Below are 23,902 nucleotides of genomic sequence, written 5' to 3'. Positions count from 1 at the left end.
GCTTTATATGGTAAAATACATTAAGAAATGTATTCTATAGTATATAAAGGAGTGGAATAAATGAGTGAGTTCCATGGAAATAATGGTATTAAAATAATTGATGATAACTTGATAAATAAATTTAATATCACTAGTTTATTTGGTAAGAAGACATTAGAAGGCATTCAAGAAAAAATAGCAAAGGCTACAGGACTTGCTTTTGTTACAGTTGATTTTAAAGGTGAGCCAATAACTGAAATGACATCGTTTACTAAATTTTGTCTAGAAAGAAGAAATAGAATGGATACTGCATGTCATTGTAAGGCTTCAGATGCTTTTGGTGGTATTCAAGCAGCAGTAACACAAAAAAATTGTGTATATCTTTGTCCTTGTGGATTATTAGAGATAGCTATACCAATTATAGTGAGGGGGCATTATTTAGGAGCATTTATTGGTGGACAAGTAAGGTGTATAGATACACCAAAGGATATAAGTAGACTAGAGAATCTAATTACTGATTCAAATGATTATAAAAAAGAAAATTATATGAAAGAATTATTTGATGATATACCTATATATAAATATGAAAAGTTTGTAAGTGTAGCTGAATTAATTTCACTTATTATAAATCAAATGGGTGAAAAAGGGGCTTATGAAATAATAAAAAATGATACATTAAAAAAAGAATTAGAAGAAATTAATAATGATAACAAGAAACTAAAATTAGAGAATGATTTAAAAAATATTGAGATTTCTAATTTAAAGGCAAAAGTCAACCCATATTCTTTGCTTAATATACTAAATTCAATTTCAAGTTTAGCTATAATTGAAGATTCACCAAGGACTAATGATATGATTATACTTTTCGCTGAGTACCTAAAACAGAATTTCAGCAGTGAAAAAAGTTGTAAAAGCTTAAATGAGGAATTTGATAGAATAAATACTTATTTAAAGATGCAAAAAATTAAATATGGTGAATTATTAAATTATACAATTGATATTTCAGAAATAATTAGTATACAAAAGGTTCCTTGTGATATTATTATACCATTTGTTGAGAATGCTATTTTTTATGGTATAACAACAAATACTATAGATTGGAAAATAGAAATAGATGCACATTATGAAAAGGATGATGTTGTTATTTCTATCCGTGATAATGGGCTAGGGCTTACTGATAAAGAGATATCAAAGAAATTTAAAATATTTAAAGATAATTATGAGGGGTATTCTATAAAGGTTGGCATTAGGAATGCAAGAGAAAAACTTATAATGCTATTTGGGAAAGAATACGATGTTCTTATTGAAAACATTCATGAAAAAGGTACAACAAGCATAATTAGATATCCAAGAAATTTTGATGAAAGGAATGTTTAGATAGATGTATCGTATATTGATTGTAGATGATGATCCGCTTATGAGACAAGCTCTTAACTTAATAATATCAAAAGTAGAAGGATTTGAAGTTGCCTTTTCAGTTGGATCAGGAGAAGAAGCAGTAGAGTTATGCAAAAATAACAAAATTGATATAGTGTTTATAGACATTATGTTGTCTGGTGAGTCAGGAATTGAATCTAGTAAAAAAATTTATTTATATAATCCTAAAACTACAATTTATATAATGTCGTCATATAGTAGCTTTGATTTTGCAATAGAAGCTTTGAAAATTAAAGTTAAAGCTTATATTACAAAACCTATTTCTTTCTCAAAAATAAAAGATTTATTAGATGATTATTTAATTGAAAATAAGGAAGAAGATAAAAGTAGTTTTATTAATGAAGAGGATGAACTTGAAGAACTTTTTAAAATAATAAATGAAAAAGACTTCAAAAGAGCATATTACAAGATACCTAAATTTATCAATAAAATTTATGAGAAAGAAGATGTAGGTGAAGTATACTTTCAAAAGTACTTTAATGAGTTAGGTAATAAATTAGTTGCTCCAATAGAAATATTAAAAAATAAAACTATCGATATTAATGAGTTATTTCCAATTAATAATTTATTTACTTCAAATAAAAAGGCTTTTGAATTGTGGTTATTTAATGTTGTGAACTATATCTTTAAAGAGCAAAGTATAAAAAAATATAGTTTGCTAGAAACCGTTTTTGATTATATTGAAGAAAATATAGAGGAAGAAATAGGATTAAATGATGTAATAAAAAATTGCACAATAAGTCAAGGATATTTAAGCCGTATATTTAAGAGACAATTTAATGTAAGTATTATGGAATATATACATATGAGAAAAATATATATGGCAAAATACTATTTTTCCTTTACAGATTTAAATGTTACAGATATTGCATTTAAGCTTGGATATAACGAAAGTGGATATTTTAGTAAAGTATTTAAAAGGTATGAAAATATAACAATTCATCAATATAAAAAAATGTTATAAGGTTTTTAATTAGAAGTAGGTGATTAAAAATATGAATGAATATTTTATTACATCAGAATCTGTTACGGAGGGACATCCAGATAAGATTTGCGATCAAATATCAGATGGAATTTTAGATGCATATTTAGCATATGACAAATATTCAAGGGTAGCAATTGAAACAATGGTATCCAAAAATACAATTATGATTGCTGGAGAAGTTAGGTCAAAAGCAAAGGTGAATATTGTAGATATAGCAAGAAAAATTGTAAAAAACATTGGATATACAAAGGAATCTATTGGGTTTGATTATAAGACATGTTTAATCCTTACTAATATAAATGAACAATCTGCAGATATTGCATTAGGTGTTGATAAATTAGCAGAAAATGAGAAAAGATCTAAAGAGATAATTGGTGCTGGAGACCAAGGTATAATGTATGGATATGCCTGTGATGAGAGTGAGAATTATATGCCATTAACATGTGATTTAGCAAATAAATTAACGATGAAGTTATCAGAAATTAGAAAAAAAAGAGGTGCTTTTTGGTTGCTTCCTGATGGAAAAGCACAGGTTACTATGAAATATGATAGGAATGGGAGCCCCATTAGTATTAGTAGCATAGTTATTTCAGCACAACATGAGGCCAATATTGAGTGTGACTATATCAAAAGTGTTATTGACTATGATGTTATTAAGACTGTTATTGATGATAAGTGGATAAATTATGATACAAAAATTCATATAAATCCAACTGGAAGATTTGTAATAGGGGGACCAGCTGGAGATACAGGTCTAACAGGAAGAAAAATAATGGTTGATACCTATGGGGGAGTAGCTAAGCATGGGGGAGGAGCATTTTCAGGTAAGGACCCAACCAAGGTAGATCGTTCTGGAGCTTATATGGCAAGATATGTTGCCAAAAATATTATAGCTGCTAAATTGGCTAAGAGAGCTGAGGTTGCTTTATGTTATGTTATTGGATCTGAAGAACCAGAAGCTATAAATATTAATACATTTGGAACGGCAAATATTAAAGAGGAATATATATCTGAAATAGTAAAGAAGATATTTTCATTTTCTGTTGCTGATATTTTAGAAGAACTTGATTTAAGAAAGCCTCAATTTTTAAAGAGTGCATCCTATGGACACTTTGGAAGAGAAGATGAGAACTTTAGATGGGAAGAATTAGATAAGGTTAAGGTTTTGAAAGATGAGGCTATGCAATATATTTGTGAAAGTTTTAAATAATATTTTTCTTTAATATAGCTAGAAGGTGAGTGAGAGTAATGCAGACGGAAGAAACAATAAAATTAGTTACTAAATTAGTTATGGATAAATTAAGTGATTTAGAAAAATATAAGATACCAATAGGTGTATCTAATAGGCACGTTCATGTTAGTCAAGCTGATTTAGAAGTGTTATTTGGAAAAGGATATGTCTTAACTAAAAAAAGTGATTTAAAGCAACCAGGACAATTCGCTGCTAATGAAACTGTAACTATAAGGGGTCAAAAAGGTGAATTTAAAAAGGTGCGTATACTTGGGCCTATTAGAGAAAGAAGTCAGGTTGAAATTTCTTTAACAGACAGCTTTCGTTTAGGTATTAAGGCTCCAATAAAAGAGTCTGGACATTTAGAAAATACACCAGGAGTTGAATTAATAGGACCTAATGGAAGTGTAAAAATTGAACAGGGAACAATTGTGGCTTTAAGACATATCCATATGCCGCCAGAATATGCTGAAAAAATAGGGGTTAAAGATAAGGAAATAGTTGAAGTTGAAACTTTAGGCGAAAGAGAAGGTATTTTAGGGAATGTCTTAGTTCGTATATCTGATAAGTTTTCTCTTGAAATGCATATTGATATTGACGAAGCTAATGCATGTGCTTTAAAAAATAATGATTTTGTAATCTTACGTAAAATTTAAGGAGATACAAAAATGGTAATATACAATGAAAGTTTAGGGAAGTTTTCTGAATTAATTGCTAATAATCAGTATAATAAATGCGATGGAGAACTAAGAATAGGAGTAGATTTAGGTACAGCGAATATAGTTATCTCTGTTACTGACGAAGATAATGTTCCTATTGCAGGTGCTACATTTCCATCAACAGTTGTTAAAGATGGGGTTGTTGTAGATTTTATTGGTGCAATAAACATCTTAAAAAAAATGAAATCTAGCATTGAAGAAGCTATTGGAAGAGAACTACGGTATGCGGCTACAGCTGTTCCACCTGGAATAATTCAAGGAAATATTAAATGTATATCAAATGTCGTAGAAGCAGCAGGATTTGATGTGATAAATGTTGTGGATGAGCCTACAGCAGCAGCTACTTTACTTGGAATTAAAGATGGAGCAGTTGTTGATGTTGGTGGAGGAACAACAGGAATTAGTATTTTAAAGGATGGAAAGGTTATATTAACTGCTGATGAAGCGACTGGTGGAAGTCATATGACATTAGTAATTGCAGGTTATTATAGAATTTCTATTGAAGAGGCAGAAAACTTAAAGAAAGATCCTAAAAAAGATAAAGAAATTTTTCCAATTATTAAGCCTGTAGTGGAAAAAATGGCTTCAATAGTAAAAAAACACTTGGAAGGCCACGATATACCACAAATTTATGTTGTTGGTGGGGCATGCTGCTTTGAGGAGTTTAATGATATCTTTGAAAAAGAAATTGGTATAAAAACAATAAAAACTAATGAATCTTTACTTGTAACACCATTAGGTATTGCAATGAATTGTAATAGAGAGCAAAAAATGAGATGAGGTGAAAGTTAAAATGAGTATAGATGCTATGCTAGTAGAAAAAATAGTTAGACAAGCAATTGAAGAAGTGAAAAAGGAGCGGATTGTAGAGTTTAATAATTTAAGTAATGAAAAAAGTTATGGTATTTTTGATACAATGGATTCCGCAGTTGAAGCCTCTGATATTGCACAAAAGCAGTTACTAAGGTCTTCAATGGCCCAAAGACAGAAATATGTTGATACAATAAAGGCTGTTATTTTGAAAAGAGAAAACCTAGAATTAATCTCTAGAATGTCAGTTGAAGAAACTGAGATTGGTAAGTATGAACATAAGCTAATTAAAAATAGAGTTGCAGCAGAAAAAACTTTAGGAATAGAGGATTTAACAACAGAAGCAATAACAGGAGATAATGGAATTACCTTAGTTGAGTATTGTCCATTTGGAGTGATTGGAGCTATTACACCTACTACAAATCCAACAGAAACAGTTATTTGTAATTCAATGTCAATGATCGCTGGAGGTAACACAGTAGTATTTAGTCCTCATCCGAGAGCAAAAAATGTTACTATAAAATTAATTACAATGATAAATAAAGCTTTAGAGGAAGCAGGAGCACCAGAAAATCTTATTACTACCGTTAAGGAGCCATCAATTGAGAATACAAATATTATGATGGAGCACCCTAAGGTTCGTGTATTAGTTGCTACCGGAGGGCCTACTATAGTAAAAAAAGTTATGTCCACTGGAAAGAAAGCAATTGGAGCAGGGGCTGGTAATCCACCAGTAGTTGTTGATGAAACTGCAGATATTGAAAAAGCAGCAAAGGATATAGTAGACGGCTGTAGCTTTGATAATAATGTTCCATGTATTGCAGAAAAAGAAGTTTTTGCAGTTGATGAAGTATTTGATTATTTAGTTCATAACATGAAATTAAATGGTGCTTATGAAATAAAAGATAGAAAATTAATAGAAGAACTTTTGCAATTAGTTACTAATGAACAAGGTGGTCCCAAAGTTGAATTTGTAGGTAAAAGTGCTCAATATATTTTAAATAAACTTGGAATAAGCGTTAATGAGGATATAAAAGTAATAATTATGGAAGTTGATAGAAATCACCATTTTGTTTCAGAGGAAATGATGATGCCAATACTACCAGTTGTAAGAGTTAGTAACGTAGATGAAGCTATTGAATGTGCTTATGTTGCTGAACAGGGTAATAGACATACAGCTATAATGCATTCAAAGAATGTTGAAAAACTTACAAAAATGGCTAGACTTCTTGAAACAACAATTTTTGTTAAAAATGCACCATCTTATGCTGGAATAGGGGTAGGTGGAGAAGGCTATACAACATTTACTATAGCTGGTCCTACTGGGGAAGGTTTAACTTCTGCTAAATCTTTTTGTAGGAAGCGTAGGTGTAGTATGGTAGATGCATTTCATATAAGATAAAATATATGTATTTTATTAAAGAGAAAAGATATAAGGGATTAGCTGTATTCATAAAGATGATATTAATTAGTTATCCTATAATGAAGTAATATAATTTTATTCATTTATAAAATAATTTAGCTAAGTTCATTAGTTTATAAATATGAAAAGTAAAGAATTACAAAAAGACCGTGGAGAGTATCCATCGGTCTTTTTTTATAAGTATTTTATAAAATATTATGAATTGGCTTTTTCTTTTTTTATAGTAGATAAAATGTAAGTACTTAAGAAGAATCCAACAACAGCAAAACCAGCCATGATTAGGAATACAATTTTGTAGCCCTCTATTCCAGGATTACGATCTAATACATTTCCGTATACTGTATATAAGAATGCTCCAGGTAAATATCCTATAAATGCACCAAGTGACATTGCTGAACCTGTTATTTCTCTAGGTACCTTAACTTCAGCCATTGGGGCAAAGAAGATAGCACGCATACTAAATACGCAAGCACCTATACTTAAAGTCATAGCCATTCCAAAGTATACATGCATATTACCATGAGGCATGAATGCAAATATAGCAAGAGCAATACCAACTATAGCAAAGACATATTTTAAATATTTAGTAGCTGAATGAAGAACTTTATCACTAATATATCCACCAATTGGTCCGCCAAGCATTTTAAGTGCATATTGATTTATAATTCCATATGCGCCAACTAATACAGCAGGTAATGCATAAACGTCTTTTAAGAATGGAATAAAGTATGTTAAACCACAATAAATACTATATACTGTAAAAACGTTAAATGAAACTAACCATATGTTTTTATTCTTTAATGCTGCAATTACACCATCTAATGCAGCTTTACCTTTATTAACTTCTTTACCATCATGAGTCTTAACTTCAACTGTATCTGGTTCTAATAAGAAGTATGAAACTAAACCTATAATAATAGGAACAATAGAGTAGAAAAGTATAGCAGCTTTTAATCCAGCTGCATTACTTCCAAATGCAGCAAATATTCCTAATGCACCAAATGCAACTAATGTATCAATTAATCCTCTACCAGCTTCTAAAATACCAAACATACGTCCTTGATCTGATTCATCTCCAAGTAAACGCACTGTCTTAAGCATTGTAGGCCAGAATAGCATGTCCGCACATACGGCTAATAAAGCATATATAATTAGAAAAACAGGATATGATGGGAACGTATACAAACAAAATCCTAATAACCCAGTTCCTATTAATGCAGCAGGAATCATTATTTTTTTGGAAACACGCTCTGTTAAGTACATGGAAGCTAAAAATCCAAAAGTAGATATAATACCAGCAACGCTCATAGCAGTACCTATTTCTGTATGAGATAATCCCATGAATTCCTGCATAGGTACATAAAATGCATCTTTAAGAAATCCAAGTTTATAAATTGTTCCAGCACCTAAAATTAATGTGCCGAAAGATAACCATTTCTTTGAAATTTTTGTCTTTGTATCCATTAATGTCAACTCCTATTAAATATTTTATGAATCCGTTTACACCATAATTATATATGCAAATAAAAGTTATTTCAAGTGTTTATGTGTTTTTATGTGCAAAAAAGTTGTTTTTATGTGTGAGTAAACGATTATGTAGACGATAACATATTGAATTGTGAGGAAGTTAGTGCTATAATACACATATAGAATAATTGGAAGAGGTGATTAAGATTTTAGTTGAACAACGATACCTAAAAATACTTAACCTAATGCAAGGGGATGGAACTGTTAAGGTATCAACATTAAAAAAAGTTTTAAATGTATCTTCCGAGACTATTAGAAGAGACTTAGAAAATATGGAGTCACGAGGACTATTAAAAAGGACATATGGAGGAGCTCTTCTTATAAAAGAAGATAATTTAGATAATTTATTATATACATCATTTAATCAACGAGAAAGTAAAAATATAGAAAGTAAGATTGAGGTTGCAGAATTAGCAACACAATTTATTGAAGAAGGACAATTAGTTGCCTTAGATTCAGGAACTACATCATTAGAACTTGCTCGTGCAATTAAAAGGAAATTTAAATTATTAACTGTTATTACAAATTCACTAATTATTGCAAATGAACTTGCAGGTGTTAATGGAATAACTCTTGTACTGACAGGCGGTGTATATAAGGATGATGAAGCAGCATTTATATCTGATATTTCAGCGAGCTTCTTTTCAAAATTAAGTATACAAACTTTTTTCCTTACAACATGTGGAATATCTGTTGAGAAAGGTGTAACTTATCAGCGTATGGATGAAATTAGTATTCAAGAAAAAATGATGGAAGCATCAGATAAAATTTTTGTTATTGCAGACAATAGTAAACTTGGTGTTAATTCATTAGTTAAAATGTGTGATGTAAATAGGGTTAGCATGATAATAACTGATTCATATGCAACAGATGAGCAAATAAAACCTTTTAAAGATAAAGGAATTAAAATTGTAAAACCAACAAAATAAATTTAGTATAAAGGGGAAGAGAAGAAAATGATAAGTAATGACAAGAAACCTAGTGTATTATTAGTATCAATTGACGCATTAAAACCAGAGTTTATTTTTGAACAAGAAAGGCTTGGCATTAGTCTTCCTAACATAAAGAAATATTTTATTGAAAATGGAACTTATTCAAGATGTGGTGTAAGGAGCGTTTTTCCTACGTTCACTTACCCATGTCATCAAAGTATTATAACAGGTACAAACCCAGCAAAGCATGGTATTTTTAATAATGGCATTTTTGATCCAAAAGGAATTCACAATGGAGCATGGCATTGGTTTGCAAGTGAAAAAGTTGATAATCTTTGGAAGGCATCTAAAGAAAACGGTTACGTTTCTGCAAGTGTTGCATTTCCTACATCAGTTTGTGCAGAAGGAGATTTTATAGTACCGGAATTTTGGTGGGATGGAACTGAATTTGATAGTTATTTCATCAATGCTCTTTCAAAACCACAAGGAATTATTTCAAAAATGGAAAAAGAAATTGGAAGATATGCAGGTGGATTAGACCTTACCGAAGAAGGGGACGAGCAAAGATTCAAGGCAACTATGTGGGTACTTAAGAATAAAATTCAAGAGTTAGTTAAAGATAAACCATTTTTTATGACTTCTTACTTTGCATCATTTGATGAGATGGCTCATGTAAACGGTGTCTACAGTAAAGAAGCAGCACATGCACTTGAAAAGATAGATAAAATGCTTGGTATATTAATAAAAGAGGTTCATGAAATAACAAATGATAATGTAGTTGTTTGTGTTGTATCTGATCATGGAACATTAGATAATGAATACAATATTAATCCAAATATGTTATTAAAAGAAGCTGGATTAATTGATGTAGATGAATGTGGAAACATTATTTCATGGAAAGCTTGGGCTCAAAGGGCTGGGGGAACAGCTGAAATAAGAGTTAAAGATTCAGAAGATGCAGAAACTATAGACAAGCTTAAAAAAGTTATTGAAAAAATGACTTCTGATGAAGAAAGCGGTATATTAGAAGTTTTAGATAGAGAAGAAGCTAAAAAAAGAGGTGGCTTCCCACTTGCTGAGTTTGTACTTGTAGCAAAAAAAGGGTATGAAATTCGAGAAAACGTTTTAGGAGATTATTGTACAACAAAACTTGCTCAAAAGGCACAGCATGGATATAGTGAAAACTTTGAAGAAATGAAATCTTCATTCTTAATTGAAGGAAAAGGAATTAAATCAAAACAAGATATAGGTGAGATGAATTTAATAGATATCGCACCAACACTTGCTAATATTATGGGATTTGTTTTATCACAAGCAGAAGGAAAAAATATTTTGTAGATAAATAGGAGCAGAATATGAATATACTTGAAGGATTTTTTTCTAGGTTATCAGATTTATTATGGGGAAACTGGCTTCTTATTTTATTAATTGGCTTAGGAGTATTTTACACAATTATTACTAATGGAGTTCAAATTACTAAAATACCATTTATATTTAAAAGTATTATATTTAAAAGTAGAAAAGAAAGTAAAGATAATGGTAATTCAATATCTTCTTTTCAAGCATTATGGGCATCATTAGCAAGTTGCGTGGGAAGTGGAAATATTGTTGGTGTTAGTACTGCGATTTTAGCTGGAGGACCTGGAGCTTTATTTTGGATGTGGTTTGCAGCTTTTTTTGGAATGGCTACTAAATTTGGAGAAATTGTTTTAGGGATATACTATAGAGAAAAAGATGAAAATGGAATGTATATAAGTGGCCCTATGTACTATATAGAAAAAGGACTTAAGAAGCCGTGGCTTGGTTCACTGGTAGCTATATTACTATTTATTCAAAATGCAGGTGGTACTTTGATTCAAGCAAATACTGTCTCATCAGTTATGGAGGAAACATTTATGATTCCTAAGGCCATAACAGGTATTATCTTAGCAATTTTAATGTTTTGTGTAATTAGTGGAGGATTAAAGAGGTTAGTTAAAGTATCAGAAACAGTAGTTCCTATAATGGCTACAATATATGTAGTTGGAGGGCTGTTTGTTATATTAAGCTATTGGAGTATGATTCCAGATATGATTAAATCAATTTTTTCAAGTGCATTTACATTAAAGGCAGGCTTAGGTGGAGTGTATGGAATTACTATTAAAGAAGCAATGAGATATGGTGTTGCTCGTGGATTATATTCAAATGAAGCTGGAGAAGGATCAGCAGCAGTAATACACTCAACAGCAGATGTTGATCACCCAGTTAGGCAAGGTTTGTATGGTATTATTCAAGTATTTGTTGATACTATGATAATTTGTAGTACAACTGGATTTGTTGTATTAATTAGTGGAGTTAATCAAACACATACTGCCAGTGCAGCAACATTAGCAGCTTCTGCATTTGGAACAGTTATACCACAGTTAGGATATGTTGTTTCAATTAGTCTTATTTTATTTGCATCTACATCACTTATGAGTCAGTGGTATTTTGGACATGTTAGTTTAAAATATTTAAAATTAAAAAAATCAACATATATATATAAAATAATATTTCCAATGTTAATAATATACGGAAGCTTGGTTACTGTTAATTTAGTTTGGTCTATTCAAGATTGTGCATTGGGATTATTGATTATTCCTAATGTTATAGCTATGATTATACTTTCACCTAAAGTAAGAAAGCTCACAAAAGAATTCTTTGATCCTAAAAATGGATTTATAGAAAAATAATTATATAAAGGGGATTATAATATGGATAAGAAGATAAAAGATTATGTAGAAAAAACTCCAGCAATTTTAGAAGCTGTAAATTTAAGAGAAACATTATGGATAAATGATAAGAAAAAGCCTGAAGAAGAGCAAAAAAAAGGCGTTGTAACTAAGGAACAAATTGAAGATGCAAAAAGAAGGTTAGAAAGATTTGCTTCATATATTGAGACAGTTTTTCCAGAGACAAAAGCAAATAATGGAATTATTGAATCACCAATAAAAGAAATAGAAAATATGAAAAAGTATTTAAATGATAAATATTCATCAGATATTGAAGGTAAATTATTTTTAAAGATGGATAGTCATCTTCCTATTGCAGGATCAGTTAAGGCAAGAGGTGGAATTTATGAAGTTTTAAAATATGCAGAGGATTTAGCAATTAAAGAGGGGATACTTAAGGAGTCAGATGACTATAGTATTTTAGCAACAGAAAAATTCCAAGAATTTTTCAATCAATATACTATTCAAGTTGGATCAACAGGAAATCTTGGACTTAGTATAGGAATTATGAGTGCAAAATTAGGCTTTAAAGTAATTGTTCATATGTCTTCAGATGCTAAGCAATGGAAAAAAGATTTACTTCGTAGCAAAGGAGTAACTGTAATTGAATATCCTACAGATTATTGTGCAGCAGTAGAAAATGGAAGAAAAAATTCTGATTTAGACCCAATGAGTTATTTTGTTGATGATGAAAATTCAGTAAGTTTATTTTTAGGATATGCAGTTGCAGGAGAAAGACTACAAAAACAATTAGAAGAAAAAAATATAATAGTAGATGATAAACATCCATTATTTGTATATATTCCATGTGGAATTGGGGGAGCTCCAGGAGGAGTAACTTATGGATTAAAGGAAGTATACGGAGATAATGTTCATTGCTTCTTTACAGAGCCAACAGAAGCTTGTTGTATGCTTCTTGGAATGGCAACTGGAAAGCATGATGAAGTATGTGTACAAGATTTTGGAATAAGCGGAAAAACTGATGCGGATGGACTTGCGGTAGGTAGACCTTCAGCATTCGTTGGTAAAGTTATAGAAGATAAGTTAAGTGGTATAGGTACTATTAAAGATGAGCGTTTATATGAATTGATGAGAAATTTATTAAAAACAGAAGATGTATTTATAGAACCATCAGCTTGTGCTGCCTTTGCAACTTTTATTAAGCCAAATGAATTTAAAGAATATGTTCATAGAAATAATTTAGAAGATTATATGAAAGATGCGACTCATATTGCTTGGGCAACTGGTGGAAATTTAGTTCCAGATGAAATGATAAAAACATACTTAAATACTTGTTTAGAAGAGTAATTTTTATATTATTTTGATAAAAAGTATACTTAGAAGAAAACTAATAATAAGATAAATTTACTTATTGAAAGTCAATTTATCTAGTATTTAAATAAATAAATTTAGTTTTAAAATAAAATTAATTATATTTTGGAAAAAGAACGTATATATCTCTTTTTAATATTTCCCCTGTTAAATAGATACAGATAAAAATCTGTGAAAATCTATTTAATAGGGTGTTTTTTTATGGAAAGTAAATAAAGAATTTGATGATAAATAAACCAAAATAAAAGCTAATGCTCAAAATAATGATATGATTATAGATAAAATATATTGTGATATTACGTAAAAAAATTAATAGGAGTCGTATATATTATTATTTTATAGATGTTTTATTCTAGATAAAGTTTAAAGTTGTATCATAAATAGGTAGGGTTTTTATTGCACAAAGTCTTAAAAAATAACATAGAATACACTAAAGTATTACATGGAGTTGAAAAGATGTGATATACGGGCTTATTTTAGCTGGTGGTAAAGGAAGTAGATTGTATCCTTTGTCTAGAGCAGAAAAACCTAAGCAATTTCTAAAAATCATTAATGATAAAAGTTTTTTAGTAAATACTGTAGACAGAATAGCTCCTTTAATAGACAAGAAAAACATCTACGTAGTTACAAACCAAAATTATAGAGAAAAGATAGAAGAAGAACTTAGTGATATCGAAAAGGATAATATTATTACAGAACCTATGAATAAAGAAACTGCAACATGCATAGGTCTTTCAGCAGTTAGACTTTTAAAGAAAGATAGAGATGCAGTAATGATAGTGCTACCATCAGATCACTATATAGAAAATGAAAAAGAATATATAGAAACTCTGGCCCAAGCCGTAGAATTGGCAAATAGGAGAAGATGTATAGTAACCTTAGGGATAGATCCTACAAGACCAGAAACTGGTTATGGATATATTGAGATGGGCGACAGGATTAGCGGAAATAGACCAGCTTATAGGGTAGCAAGATTTACTGAAAAACCTAATCTTGAAGTAGCAAAAGATTTCATTTATAAAGGTACTTATTTATGGAATTCAGGCATGTTTGTATTTAGAGCAGATGTAATACTAAGAGAAATTGAAAAATATCTTCCATTAATGCACAAGCCACTTATGGAGATATATAAGCATATAGGCGGAGATGATGAAGAGAAAGTAATAGAGGAACAATATAAATTAATAGATGGAATATCTATAGATTTTGGAGTAATGCAAAAAACCAGAAAAGCGTATGTTATTAAATGTGATTTCTCCTGGGATGATATTGGAAGCTTTAATGCACTTAGTAGATTCTTAGATGCTAGTAGAAGTAATGCAGTATCTAAAAATGTTTATTTAGAAGAGTGTGAAAACTGTTCAGTATTTGGAGGAAAAAATCTTATAATAGGTTTAGGAGTTAAGGATCTAGTAATAGTAGATGCAGGAGATGTACTTCTTGTAATGGATAGAGATAAAGATCAGGAAATAAAGCATCTATTAAATGATTTGGATAGAGCAAATGATTATAAGGAATATTTGTAGTTATAAAAAGCAAGCTTAATTTTAATTAAGCTTGCTTTAATTTTTTTATAATTGGATATACTTTCAAATATACATATCAAATTATAGTTTTTATAAGACAGACAAAATCTTATTAACAATATGTTATTTAAGTACTATATTAACTTACAACTTTGAAGCGATAAGTTTATAACTAATGGAACTGATTAAGTTACATTAAGGTTATAGAAGGGAGAACTTTAATATGAAATTTTATAATAAAGAAAGAAGAAAAATGGAGAGGAAAAGATATAGAGCTATAATAGTTATTTCTATGTTAATTATATTGCCATTAATATTTTTTGTATGTGTAAAAAGTATTAATGCTGATATAAAATCTGATGAAAAATATATAAAGTCAGGTGTAAAAGATGAAAAAACTGAGACAATAGCAAATGTATATAAAAGTCAAATTTTACTTGTAAATAAAGAGAATGGATTAGAATCAGAGTATGAGCCAGATAACTTAGTGAATGTAAATACTAAAACAAATCAGAAAATACTTATGAAAAAAGATGCAGCGGAAAAGTTACAAGAAATGTTTAAAGCAGCAGAAAATGATGGAATTGAATTAGTACCAGTTTCAGCATATAGAACTTATGACTATCAGAAGAATGTATTTGATCAAAGTGTAAAAAGTCAAGGGATGGAGTATACAAAAAGGTATGTTGCAGTTCCAGGTTACAGTGAGCATCAAACAGGTCTAGCTATAGATGTTGGATCTCCTGAAGATACAACATTAACAGATAATTTTGAGAATACTAATGCATTTATATGGTTACAGAAAAATATGCATGATTATGGGTTTATACTTAGATATCCAAAAGGAAAAGAGAATATAACAGGCTATAAGTATGAACCATGGCATATAAGATATGTAGGGAAAGATGTTGCAAAAAAAATACAGGAAACAGGATTAACCCTAGAGGAATTTATGAAAAAATAAAAATATATAATTATTTAAAGATTAAACCAAATAAACGTAAGGGGTAAGGAGATAGTCATAGTAAATGAAGGTATATAAGAAATACCTTCATTTATTTTTGTATATAATTAGTAATGCTATTATTTGTAAGAATTATATATAAATATTGTTAATATATATAGCTCAAATATATTAATTTTAGATTACTATTTCAATTTTTTGTAATAAAAAAATTTAAAAGTGGTACAATAAAAAGTGGACTAAGGTAACTTTAAAATAAAATTAATTAAAGAAATAATTACCTTATATTGAAATAGTAAAACCTTTTCTGAAATAATTAGCAACTTGTCCAGAAGTATAACATATATTTTATATGATGATTATAGTAAGATGAAATTAAGGTTTAAATTTGATAAGGAAGTGATGTTTAAATGATGATGAACACTCACATGATGATAGCCGATTATATATTAGACAATCTTAGAGAAGATAGATCACATTTAATAAATAGAAAAAGATTCATATGGGGAAACATAAAGCCAGATTGTGCTTCAAGATATAAATTTAAAAAGCATTATTATACAGAAAGTATAGATATGATAGTTGATATGATAGATAGATTATCATCTCTTTCTATAACTGAAATAAATAACGAAAGTAGTATAGGAAAGTTTAGTGGAGAGCTAGGGGTCATCTGTCACTTCTTGACTGACTATTATTGCTTGCCACATTTCCAAAGATGGGAATTTAAAAATGCAATAAAACCTCATGTTCTTTATGAAAGAGAACTTTCAAAAGCTGCAAAAAATTACAAGATAAATGTTATAAAGAATAATAGAGTGCAAATAGATAATGTAAGAGAATTTATAGATAAGACTTTAGAGTTATATCAATTAGAAGAAGGCTTTACAAATGATTTGAATTTTGCTTACTATGTATGTAGTAATGTTTTTAATATGATTATTGAATCAATAGTTGCAAATGAAAAAGAAAATAGAGTGGCTATATAAGGGTTTTAATATATCTAGAGAATATTTAGTTATATTGAAAATTTACTTGTAATAAGGAATGAAATATAAAAAATAGGTCAAATTGAGGGTTAAATTGCAAAACGATTCACAATTTTAAATTATAGAATTATGATATAATTTAAATATATTTGGAGGATGAGTGGAGTGATGTAATGAAGTTAGAAGCAAAGTATCTGAATGATATACTACTTCTAGTATGGGCAGTTTTATTTATAACCATTCCTTTGCTTGTAAATAATGAAAAAAAGGTAATTTGGCAAATCATCATAACTGCAGTTATGTTAGCACTAAGTCTTATTATTGAAAATTTAGAAAAGCGTGAAAGTGTATAAGCATAAAATAGTTTTTACTATTTTATGCTTTTTTTATTTTTTAATGTTGACCTTTTTAGTAGGAAAGCATATAATGAACATATGAGCAATCATTCATATGAGAGGAAGATTTTTATGAGTAATAATTCAATAGACAAGTGTAATTGTAATATAATACATCAAGATAGAGTTGACTATGCAAAAGGTAGATTACCAGAAGAGGAAACTTTATATGATTTAGCAGAATTATTTAAAGTATTTGGTGACACAACAAGAATAAAAATAATATGTGCGCTTTATGAAAGTGAAATGTGTGTATGTGATATAGCAGCTCTTCTAAACATGACTCAATCAGCGGTATCTCACCAATTAAGAACATTAAAAAATGCAAGATTAGTTAAGTTTAGAAGACAAGGAAAAGTTGTTTATTATTCATTAGATGATGAGCATATTATGAGAATATTTAATGAAGGATTAAATCACGTAAATGAATAAAAGGAGGAAAATTTTATGGAAAGCAAGAAGTTAAAACTATCATTAAATGGATTAGATTGTGCTAACTGTGCGAGTAAGATTGAAAGCATTGTTAGTAAATTTCCAGAGGCTGAAGAAGTAACTTTAAATTTTTCATTTAAACTTTTAATAGTCAAATATGATGCAAATATTGATGAGAAAGATATGATCGATAAAGTTACTAAGGTAGTTAAGGATTTAGAACCTGATGTTGAGGTAGAAAAATATTCATTAGCATCAAAACCTGTAAAGAATAGCGAATCACATTGTAGTGGTGGAGTTTGTACTGGACACGATCATGATGGACATAACCATCATGAACATGGACATGCTAATAAAGTTAAAGAAAATAATCAAAGTAATGATAGTAAGTTTATTAGTTTTATAAAGGAAAACATCAGACTTATCGTTGGTATTATACTATTTATAGTAGGAATGATACTAAATGAGAATGCAATAATATTAATAATTTCATACTTCTTTGTTGGAGGAGAAGTACTTCTAAGTGCTTTAAGAAATATACTTAAAGGAAAAGTATTTGATGAGAATTTCCTTATGAGTATAGCAACTATTGGAGCTATAGCAATTGGTCAATATCCAGAAGGAGTAGCAGTTATGCTATTTTATGAAATAGGAGAACTATTCCAAGGATATGCTGTAAATAGATCAAGAAATTCAATATCAGAGCTTATGGATATAAAAGCTGAATATGCAAATCTAGAAAAAGATAATAAAATAATTAAGGTTTCACCAGAGGAAGTTAAAATAGACGATATAATCATAATAAAACCAGGTGAAAGAGTACCACTAGACGGAATAATAATATCAGGTAATACTTCAATAGATTCATCAGCACTTACTGGAGAATCAATGCCAGTAAGTAAGGTGAGTGGAGATGAAATATTAGCTGGATGCATAAATAGTACTAGCACTATAAAAGTTAAAGTGACAAGTGAATTTGAAAATTCAACAGTTGCTAGAATTTTAGAATTGGTACAAAATGCAAGTAGCAAAAAAGCTTCAACAGAAAAGTTTATAACTAAATTTGCAAGATACTATACACCAATTGTAGTAATATGTGCATTAGCATTAGCAGTATTACCTCCTTTAGTAACAGGGGATGGTAACTTTAGTGAATGGATATATAGAGCATTAATTTTCTTAGTTGTTTCTTGTCCATGTGCATTAGTAGTATCAGTTCCTTTAGGTCTATTTGCTGGAATTGGAGGAGCATCTAAGAAAGGTATATTAGTTAAAGGCGGAAACTATTTAGAGTCTTTAAAAGATATCGATACAGTAGTATTTGATAAAACAGGAACACTAACTAAGGGTGTATTTAAGGTTAATAAGATAAATAATATAGATATTTCAAAAAGTGAACTTTTAAAATACGCAGCTATTTGTGAAAGTTATTCTAATCACCCAATTGCAAAATCAATAGTTGAAGAATATAAAGTTTCAACTAATAAAGATTTAAGCGATATAGTAATTGATAGTAATGAAGAAATATCAGGAAAAGGTGTTGTAGCTAAAGCTTTAGGACATGTAATACTTGCAGGAAATGAAAAATTAATGAAAGCTAACAATATAGAAGTTCCTAAGGAAGATAATGTTGGAACTATAGTATATATAGCTGTTGATAATGAATATAAAGGAAATATAATAATATCTGACCAAATCAAAAATGATACAAAAGATGCAATTAGGGAATTAAAAGAAATTGGCGTTAAAAATATAGTAATGCTAACTGGAGATAGTAAAAAGGTTGCAGAATCAGTTGGTAAAGAAATTGGAATAGACAACATTTATTCAGAGCTGTTACCAAATAATAAGGTAGAAAAAGTAGAAGAACTTTTAAGCCAAGAAAGAGATGGTAAGCTTGCTTTTGTTGGAGATGGTATAAATGATGCCCCAGTGCTTGCAAGAGCAGATGTTGGTGTTGCAATGGGTGGAATAGGATCAGATGCAGCAATAGAAGCGGCAGATGTTGTATTAATGAAAGATGAGCCATCTGCATTAGTAGATGCTATTAAGATAGGAAGAAGAACTAATAAGATATTATGGCAAAATATAATATTCTCATTAGGAATAAAGGTATTAGTATTAATACTAGCTACTATAGGAGATGCAAATATGTGGGAAGCGGTATTTGCAGATGTAGGAGTTACATTGATTGCTGTTTTAAATTCAATGAGAGCACTTAAAAATTAATAGATATGATTTAAGATATATATTAATGTAAAAAAGCCACAAGTATTTGTGGCTTTTTTACTTTATCATAATATATTATTTTACATTAAATTGAAGCTTTATTGCATAACTTAAACTTAATAAATATATATGGAGATATTGAAACAGCCCACATAACTATTAAAAAGTATTTTAATGATGAAAAGAAATTAGATGATGGTAAGAACTTTGAAAAAACAAGATAAATAATTAAAGCGCCAATTACACCTATAAGACATTTAATTAAATGATTTATAAAGCTTCCATTAGGATCAAAGTTAATAAATTTCTTTTCTATTATTAATGAAACAACAAGTCCTATAAATGCTCCAAGAGATTTACTTAAATCGTTGCTTGGAACAAAAATACCTATTGTTAGAAATAGTATTAAGGAATAAATAATAAATGATGATGATTTGTCAAAGGATGATTCAAATATTTTATTTGAAATAAAAACAGATATGATTCCTATTATTGTCCCAGCTATTACATCTTTTGGCCAATGAACACCTAAATAAAGTCTAGATAAAGGAACCATAATCATCATGAAGATTCCAATTATCCATATATATATATTTCTATATTGACTTATTAAGAATGTAAATGTTGTTGCACTTGCTTGAGAGTGACCAGATGGGAAAGAACTTCCCGTTGCAGTTGCAATGTCACTACTAAGTATTCCAGGTTGTCCTATTGGTCTTGGCGAATTGAAAAATCCTTTAATAAGATTATTAAGGGAAAAAGAGAAGATTACTGCATATAGAAATTTATAGCCTAATCTTTTATTAACACACCAAAATAATAGTATAGAGAAAAGGATACCTATTGTTGAACCTCCAATATGAGTTATGGTACTGAAAAAAAAGTCAAGAAAAGGATTGGCGAATCCTTGAATGTATTGTATTACTTCCATAAGATAACTCCTTACTATTGTAAATTTTAAAATAAATATAATTATATCCTATGAAAGCCTTATAATACAAGTAATTCCATTGACAAAGGATTTAAAGCTAAGTATAATTTACTACGGTAAATCTTTCAGGCAGAACAGATGGGTAGCATACAGGATGAGTAATCCTGTTATAAAGTCATATATAGACTTTATATCTGAAGCAAAGTTTATATATAAGTTGATACTTATATATAAACTTTATTTTTTATAACGAAAAATAGATTATTTTTATTGTTTTTATGATAATATAATAATGTTAGTTAAAAAAATTTACTCTAGATTTAGAGTTTTTAAAGAAAAGTTGTTAATAATATATATGAACATTGTTAAAAAAAAGATTAATTAAGGAGAATACAGTATGGAAAAAAAGAAAAATATTTCTATGGCTGTTATCAAGAGATTGCCTAAATATCATAGATATTTAAATGAGTTATTAAATAACGACGTTGATAGAATATCTTCAAAGGAACTTGGAGAAAAGATAGGCTTCACTGCTTCACAAATACGTCAGGACTTAAATTGTTTTGGTGATTTTGGGCAGCAAGGATACGGCTATAATGTAAGAGAACTTACAAATCAAATAAGTACTATACTTGGATTAGATAAAGAGTATAATGCAATAATTATAGGTGCTGGTAACATAGGTCAGGCGATTGCTAATTACACTAGATTTGGGAAGATGAGCTTCAATTTAAAGGCTATATTCGATGCAAATCCTAAGCTTCTAGGAATGAGAATAAGAGATGTTGAAATACAGGATATAGATAATTTAGAAAGCTTCTTAAGTAATAATAGTATAGATGTAGGTGTTATATGTGTACCTAGAATAAATGCACAAAAAGTTTGTGATACTTTAGTACATGGTGGTGTGAAAGGAGTATGGAATTTTGCGCCAGTTGATCTTGCAGTACCAGATGAAGTAACTGTAGAAAATGTACATCTTAGTGAGAGTTTATTAACATTAATATATCTATTACATGATAAAAATGACAAAACGAAATAGTAAATAAAAGGATTTTGTTAAAAATTTTTCATCAATTCACAGAATTATATTGCAAAAAATTTAACAAAGTATTATAATTGTAATTGAAGTTGAAAGGCTTCAATTATTTTTTAACATCATTTGTTATAATATTAACAAACATCAAATTTTTTGATGATTTTATTAAGTTTTGACAAATGAAATTGATGGTATAGGATATCGTTTGTATCATGAAGTTTAATTTAATTATGAAAATATAAATAACGTAATTATAAAGGGAGGGCTTTATTAATGGAATTAAAAAATGTGCTTCTTGAAAAAGAAGGAAATTTAGCTATCGTAACAATTAATAGACCAAAGGCATTAAATGCTCTAAACTCAGAAACTTTAAAGGATCTTGATAATGTAGTTACTGATCTAGAAAAAGACAATAACATAACATGCGTTATCCTAACTGGAGCAGGAGAAAAATCTTTTGTTGCAGGAGCAGATATTTCAGAAATGAAAGATTTAAATGAAGAGCAAGGAAGAGAATTCGGAGTTTTAGGAAACAAAGTATTCAGAAGATTAGAAAAATTAGATAAGCCAGTTATAGCTGCAATCTCAGGATTTGCACTAGGTGGTGGATGTGAACTTTCAATGGCATGTGATATAAGAATAGCTTCAGAAAAAGCTAAGTTTGGTCAACCAGAAGCAGGTCTTGGAATAACTCCTGGATTTGGTGGAACTCAAAGACTATCAAGAATAGTTGGAGAAGGAAAAGCAAAAGAACTTATTTATACATGTGACATCATTAAAGCTGATGAAGCGTTAAGAATTGGATTAGTAAATAAAGTAGTTCCTCTAGAAAACTTAATGGAAGAGGCAAGAGCTATGGCAACTAAGATTATGGCTAATGCACCAATTGCTGTTAAGTTATGTAAAGATGCAATAGGAAGAGGAATGCAAGTTGATATAGATGAAGCAATCATGATAGAAGCAGAAGATTTTGGTAAATGTTTTAGCACAGAAGACCAAGTTGAAGGAATGACTGCTTTCATGGAAAGAAGAGAAAAGAACTTCCAAAATAAATAAATTTAAATAATAATTATAAATCACTAAAAAGAATCAAGGTGTATTGATTAGGAGGGTAATTTAAATGAATTTCCAATTAACTAGAGAACAAGAATTAGTAAGACAAATGGTTAGAGAATTCGCTATAAACGAAGTAAAACCGATTGCAGCTGAAATCGACGAAACAGAAAGATTCCCAATGGAAAACGTAGAAAAAATGGCTAAGATAGGTATGATGGGAATACCTTTTGCTAAAGAATTAGGCGGAGCTGGTGGAGATGTACTTTCATACATACTAGCAGTTGAAGAATTATCAAAAGTATGTGGAACAACTGGAGTTATACTTTCAGCTCACACTTCACTTTGTGCTTCATTAATAAATGAATTTGGTAAGCCAGCACAAAAAGAAAAATATTTAGTTCCACTTGCAAAGGGAGAAAAAATCGGAGCATTTGGTTTAACTGAACCAGGAGCAGGAACAGATGCAGCAGGACAACAAACTACTGCAGTTTTAGATGGAGATAACTACATCTTAAATGGTTCAAAGATATTCATAACAAATGGTGGAGTTGCTGAAACTTTCATAATATTTGCTATGACAGATAAGAGCAAGGGTACAAAGGGAATATCAGCATTTATAGTTGAAAAAGACTTCCCAGGATTCTCAATTGGTAAGCTTGAAGATAAGATGGGAATTAGAGCATCATCAACTACTGAGTTAATCATGGAAAACTGTATTGTTCCAAAGGAAAACTTAATTGGACAAGAAGGTAAAGGATTCGGAATAGCTATGAAAACTCTAGATGGTGGTAGAATTGGTATAGCTGCTCAAGCATTAGGTATTGCAGGTGGCGCTTTAGACGAAGCTGTTAACTACATGAAAGAAAGAAAACAATTCGGTAGACCACTTTCAGCATTCCAAGGATTACAATGGATGATAGCTGAAATGGATACAAAAGTTGAAGCTGCAAGACATTTAGTATATAAGGCAGCATGCTTAAAGCAAGCTGGACTTCCATATTCAGTTGAAGCTGCAAGAGCAAAATTATTTGCTGCAGACGTTGCAATGGAAGTTACAACTAAGGCAGTACAAATCTTCGGTGGATATGGATACACTAAAGAATATCCAGTAGAAAGAATGATGAGAGATGCTAAGATAACAGAAATCTATGAAGGAACTTCAGAAGTTCAAAAGATGGTTATCGCAGGAAGCAAGTTAAGATAGGGGAGGCCTTTT

Annotated in this window: 21 protein-coding genes; 19 read left to right on the top strand and 2 right to left on the bottom strand. The window is 29.7% G+C overall.

The genetic code is table 11. The features are described 5' to 3' along the window. Positions 1 to 60: 60 nt before the first annotated feature. From ACQPUW_RS15155 to ACQPUW_RS15130, 6 genes are read left to right on the top strand one after another with little or no spacing between them, the layout of a single operon-like run. Positions 61 to 1,356, top strand: coding sequence for a sensor histidine kinase (locus ACQPUW_RS15155; protein WP_430838330.1), 1,296 nt, complete (start codon positions 61 to 63; stop codon positions 1,354 to 1,356). 4 nt (positions 1,357 to 1,360) lie between these two features. Next, the gene (locus tag ACQPUW_RS15150) at positions 1,361 to 2,380 is read left to right on the top strand and encodes a response regulator (protein WP_430838329.1); all 1,020 of its coding nucleotides are present in this window, start codon (positions 1,361 to 1,363) and stop codon (positions 2,378 to 2,380) included. Positions 2,381 to 2,411: 31 nt separating this feature from the next. Beyond that, positions 2,412 to 3,611 (top strand): methionine adenosyltransferase, encoded by a 1,200-nt coding sequence (gene metK / locus ACQPUW_RS15145; RefSeq protein ID WP_430838328.1) that lies wholly within the window; start codon positions 2,412 to 2,414, stop codon positions 3,609 to 3,611. A 38-nt stretch (positions 3,612 to 3,649) separates the two neighbouring features. Beyond that, the gene (locus ACQPUW_RS15140; RefSeq protein ID WP_430838327.1) at positions 3,650 to 4,288 is read left to right on the top strand and encodes a phosphate propanoyltransferase; all 639 of its coding nucleotides are present in this window, start codon (positions 3,650 to 3,652) and stop codon (positions 4,286 to 4,288) included. A 12-nt stretch (positions 4,289 to 4,300) separates the two neighbouring features. After that, entirely contained in the window at positions 4,301 to 5,131 is an 831-nt protein-coding gene (gene eutJ / locus ACQPUW_RS15135) for an ethanolamine utilization protein EutJ (protein WP_430838326.1), read from the top strand. 13 nt (positions 5,132 to 5,144) lie between these two features. Beyond that, entirely contained in the window at positions 5,145 to 6,563 is a 1,419-nt protein-coding gene (locus tag ACQPUW_RS15130) for an aldehyde dehydrogenase family protein (protein ID WP_430838325.1), read from the top strand. 216 nt (positions 6,564 to 6,779) lie between these two features. On the opposite strand, the gene ACQPUW_RS15125 is transcribed toward ACQPUW_RS15130, so the two are convergent. Next, a complete protein-coding gene (locus ACQPUW_RS15125) occupies positions 6,780 to 8,048 on the bottom strand; it encodes an MFS transporter (protein ID WP_430838324.1) in 1,269 nt (422 codons plus the stop codon). 200 nt (positions 8,049 to 8,248) lie between these two features. On the opposite strand from ACQPUW_RS15125, the gene ACQPUW_RS15120 reads away from it, so the two are divergent. The 10 genes from ACQPUW_RS15120 to ACQPUW_RS15075 all read left to right on the top strand — a co-directional run bounded on the left by ACQPUW_RS15120 (position 8,249) and on the right by ACQPUW_RS15075 (position 19,660). Then, positions 8,249 to 9,040, top strand: coding sequence for a DeoR/GlpR family DNA-binding transcription regulator (locus ACQPUW_RS15120; protein WP_430838435.1), 792 nt, complete (start codon positions 8,249 to 8,251; stop codon positions 9,038 to 9,040). A 27-nt stretch (positions 9,041 to 9,067) separates the two neighbouring features. Further along, positions 9,068 to 10,381: an alkaline phosphatase family protein gene (locus ACQPUW_RS15115; RefSeq protein ID WP_430838323.1), complete on the top strand. Its 1,314-nt coding sequence runs from the start codon at positions 9,068 to 9,070 to the stop codon at positions 10,379 to 10,381. A gap of 17 nt (positions 10,382 to 10,398) precedes the next feature. Beyond that, on the top strand, positions 10,399 to 11,754 hold the full coding sequence (locus ACQPUW_RS15110; RefSeq protein ID WP_430838322.1) for an alanine/glycine:cation symporter family protein: 1,356 nt from the start codon (positions 10,399 to 10,401) through the stop codon (positions 11,752 to 11,754). Positions 11,755 to 11,775: 21 nt separating this feature from the next. Beyond that, entirely contained in the window at positions 11,776 to 13,101 is a 1,326-nt protein-coding gene (locus ACQPUW_RS15105) for a D-serine ammonia-lyase (RefSeq protein ID WP_430838321.1), read from the top strand. Between the two features lie 482 nt (positions 13,102 to 13,583). Then, a complete protein-coding gene (locus ACQPUW_RS15100; RefSeq protein WP_430838320.1) occupies positions 13,584 to 14,651 on the top strand; it encodes a mannose-1-phosphate guanylyltransferase in 1,068 nt (355 codons plus the stop codon). A gap of 223 nt (positions 14,652 to 14,874) precedes the next feature. Then, the gene (locus tag ACQPUW_RS15095) at positions 14,875 to 15,615 is read left to right on the top strand and encodes a M15 family metallopeptidase (protein ID WP_430838319.1); all 741 of its coding nucleotides are present in this window, start codon (positions 14,875 to 14,877) and stop codon (positions 15,613 to 15,615) included. 428 nt (positions 15,616 to 16,043) lie between these two features. Then, complete coding sequence (locus tag ACQPUW_RS15090) at positions 16,044 to 16,604, top strand: zinc dependent phospholipase C family protein (protein WP_430838318.1); 561 nt, start codon at positions 16,044 to 16,046, stop codon at positions 16,602 to 16,604. Between the two features lie 173 nt (positions 16,605 to 16,777). Next, positions 16,778 to 16,957 (top strand): hypothetical protein, encoded by a 180-nt coding sequence (locus ACQPUW_RS15085; RefSeq protein WP_430838317.1) that lies wholly within the window; start codon positions 16,778 to 16,780, stop codon positions 16,955 to 16,957. A gap of 114 nt (positions 16,958 to 17,071) precedes the next feature. Then, positions 17,072 to 17,431 (top strand): ArsR/SmtB family transcription factor, encoded by a 360-nt coding sequence (locus tag ACQPUW_RS15080; protein WP_430838316.1) that lies wholly within the window; start codon positions 17,072 to 17,074, stop codon positions 17,429 to 17,431. 15 nt (positions 17,432 to 17,446) lie between these two features. Beyond that, a complete protein-coding gene (locus ACQPUW_RS15075; RefSeq protein WP_430838315.1) occupies positions 17,447 to 19,660 on the top strand; it encodes a heavy metal translocating P-type ATPase in 2,214 nt (737 codons plus the stop codon). 85 nt (positions 19,661 to 19,745) lie between these two features. Here ACQPUW_RS15075 and ACQPUW_RS15070 read toward each other — a convergent pair whose 3' ends face one another. Next, the gene (locus ACQPUW_RS15070; protein WP_430838314.1) at positions 19,746 to 20,591 is read right to left on the bottom strand and encodes a phosphatase PAP2 family protein; all 846 of its coding nucleotides are present in this window, start codon (positions 20,589 to 20,591) and stop codon (positions 19,746 to 19,748) included. Positions 20,592 to 20,988: 397 nt separating this feature from the next. Here ACQPUW_RS15070 and ACQPUW_RS15065 point away from each other — a divergent pair, with 397 nt between their 5' ends. The 3 genes from ACQPUW_RS15065 (at position 20,989) to ACQPUW_RS15055 (ending at position 23,890) form a co-directional block, all read left to right on the top strand. Beyond that, positions 20,989 to 21,633, top strand: a complete 645-nt coding sequence (locus ACQPUW_RS15065; protein ID WP_430838313.1) for a redox-sensing transcriptional repressor Rex — start codon at positions 20,989 to 20,991, stop codon at positions 21,631 to 21,633. Positions 21,634 to 21,903: 270 nt separating this feature from the next. Continuing rightward, on the top strand, positions 21,904 to 22,686 hold the full coding sequence (locus ACQPUW_RS15060; protein ID WP_430838312.1) for a short-chain-enoyl-CoA hydratase: 783 nt from the start codon (positions 21,904 to 21,906) through the stop codon (positions 22,684 to 22,686). A 64-nt stretch (positions 22,687 to 22,750) separates the two neighbouring features. Further along, on the top strand, positions 22,751 to 23,890 hold the full coding sequence (locus ACQPUW_RS15055) for an acyl-CoA dehydrogenase (protein WP_204595765.1): 1,140 nt from the start codon (positions 22,751 to 22,753) through the stop codon (positions 23,888 to 23,890). The last annotated feature ends 12 nt before the right edge of the window (positions 23,891 to 23,902 follow it).

Origin of the sequence: Clostridium sardiniense (assembly GCF_050584765.1) — a bacterium.
Taxonomy (GTDB): domain Bacteria; phylum Bacillota; class Clostridia; order Clostridiales; family Clostridiaceae; genus Clostridium; species Clostridium sardiniense_A.
Note: the sequence above shows the minus strand (reverse complement) of the source record. Positions and strands in the feature narration are given on the sequence as shown.

Coding starts and splice junctions, on each gene's coding strand:
- ACQPUW_RS15155 (WP_430838330.1), top strand. CDS start 61: ATGAGTGAGTTCCATGGAAATAATGGTATTAAAATAATTGATGATAAC.
- ACQPUW_RS15150 (WP_430838329.1), top strand. CDS start 1,361: ATGTATCGTATATTGATTGTAGATGATGATCCGCTTATGAGACAAGCT.
- metK (WP_430838328.1), top strand. CDS start 2,412: ATGAATGAATATTTTATTACATCAGAATCTGTTACGGAGGGACATCCA.
- ACQPUW_RS15140 (WP_430838327.1), top strand. CDS start 3,650: ATGCAGACGGAAGAAACAATAAAATTAGTTACTAAATTAGTTATGGAT.
- eutJ (WP_430838326.1), top strand. CDS start 4,301: ATGGTAATATACAATGAAAGTTTAGGGAAGTTTTCTGAATTAATTGCT.
- ACQPUW_RS15130 (WP_430838325.1), top strand. CDS start 5,145: ATGAGTATAGATGCTATGCTAGTAGAAAAAATAGTTAGACAAGCAATT.
- ACQPUW_RS15125 (WP_430838324.1), bottom strand. CDS start 8,048: ATGGATACAAAGACAAAAATTTCAAAGAAATGGTTATCTTTCGGCACA.
- ACQPUW_RS15115 (WP_430838323.1), top strand. CDS start 9,068: ATGATAAGTAATGACAAGAAACCTAGTGTATTATTAGTATCAATTGAC.
- ACQPUW_RS15110 (WP_430838322.1), top strand. CDS start 10,399: ATGAATATACTTGAAGGATTTTTTTCTAGGTTATCAGATTTATTATGG.
- ACQPUW_RS15105 (WP_430838321.1), top strand. CDS start 11,776: ATGGATAAGAAGATAAAAGATTATGTAGAAAAAACTCCAGCAATTTTA.
- ACQPUW_RS15095 (WP_430838319.1), top strand. CDS start 14,875: ATGAAATTTTATAATAAAGAAAGAAGAAAAATGGAGAGGAAAAGATAT.
- ACQPUW_RS15090 (WP_430838318.1), top strand. CDS start 16,044: ATGATGATAGCCGATTATATATTAGACAATCTTAGAGAAGATAGATCA.
- ACQPUW_RS15085 (WP_430838317.1), top strand. CDS start 16,778: ATGAAGTTAGAAGCAAAGTATCTGAATGATATACTACTTCTAGTATGG.
- ACQPUW_RS15080 (WP_430838316.1), top strand. CDS start 17,072: ATGAGTAATAATTCAATAGACAAGTGTAATTGTAATATAATACATCAA.
- ACQPUW_RS15075 (WP_430838315.1), top strand. CDS start 17,447: ATGGAAAGCAAGAAGTTAAAACTATCATTAAATGGATTAGATTGTGCT.
- ACQPUW_RS15070 (WP_430838314.1), bottom strand. CDS start 20,591: ATGGAAGTAATACAATACATTCAAGGATTCGCCAATCCTTTTCTTGAC.
- ACQPUW_RS15065 (WP_430838313.1), top strand. CDS start 20,989: ATGGAAAAAAAGAAAAATATTTCTATGGCTGTTATCAAGAGATTGCCT.
- ACQPUW_RS15060 (WP_430838312.1), top strand. CDS start 21,904: ATGGAATTAAAAAATGTGCTTCTTGAAAAAGAAGGAAATTTAGCTATC.
- ACQPUW_RS15055 (WP_204595765.1), top strand. CDS start 22,751: ATGAATTTCCAATTAACTAGAGAACAAGAATTAGTAAGACAAATGGTT.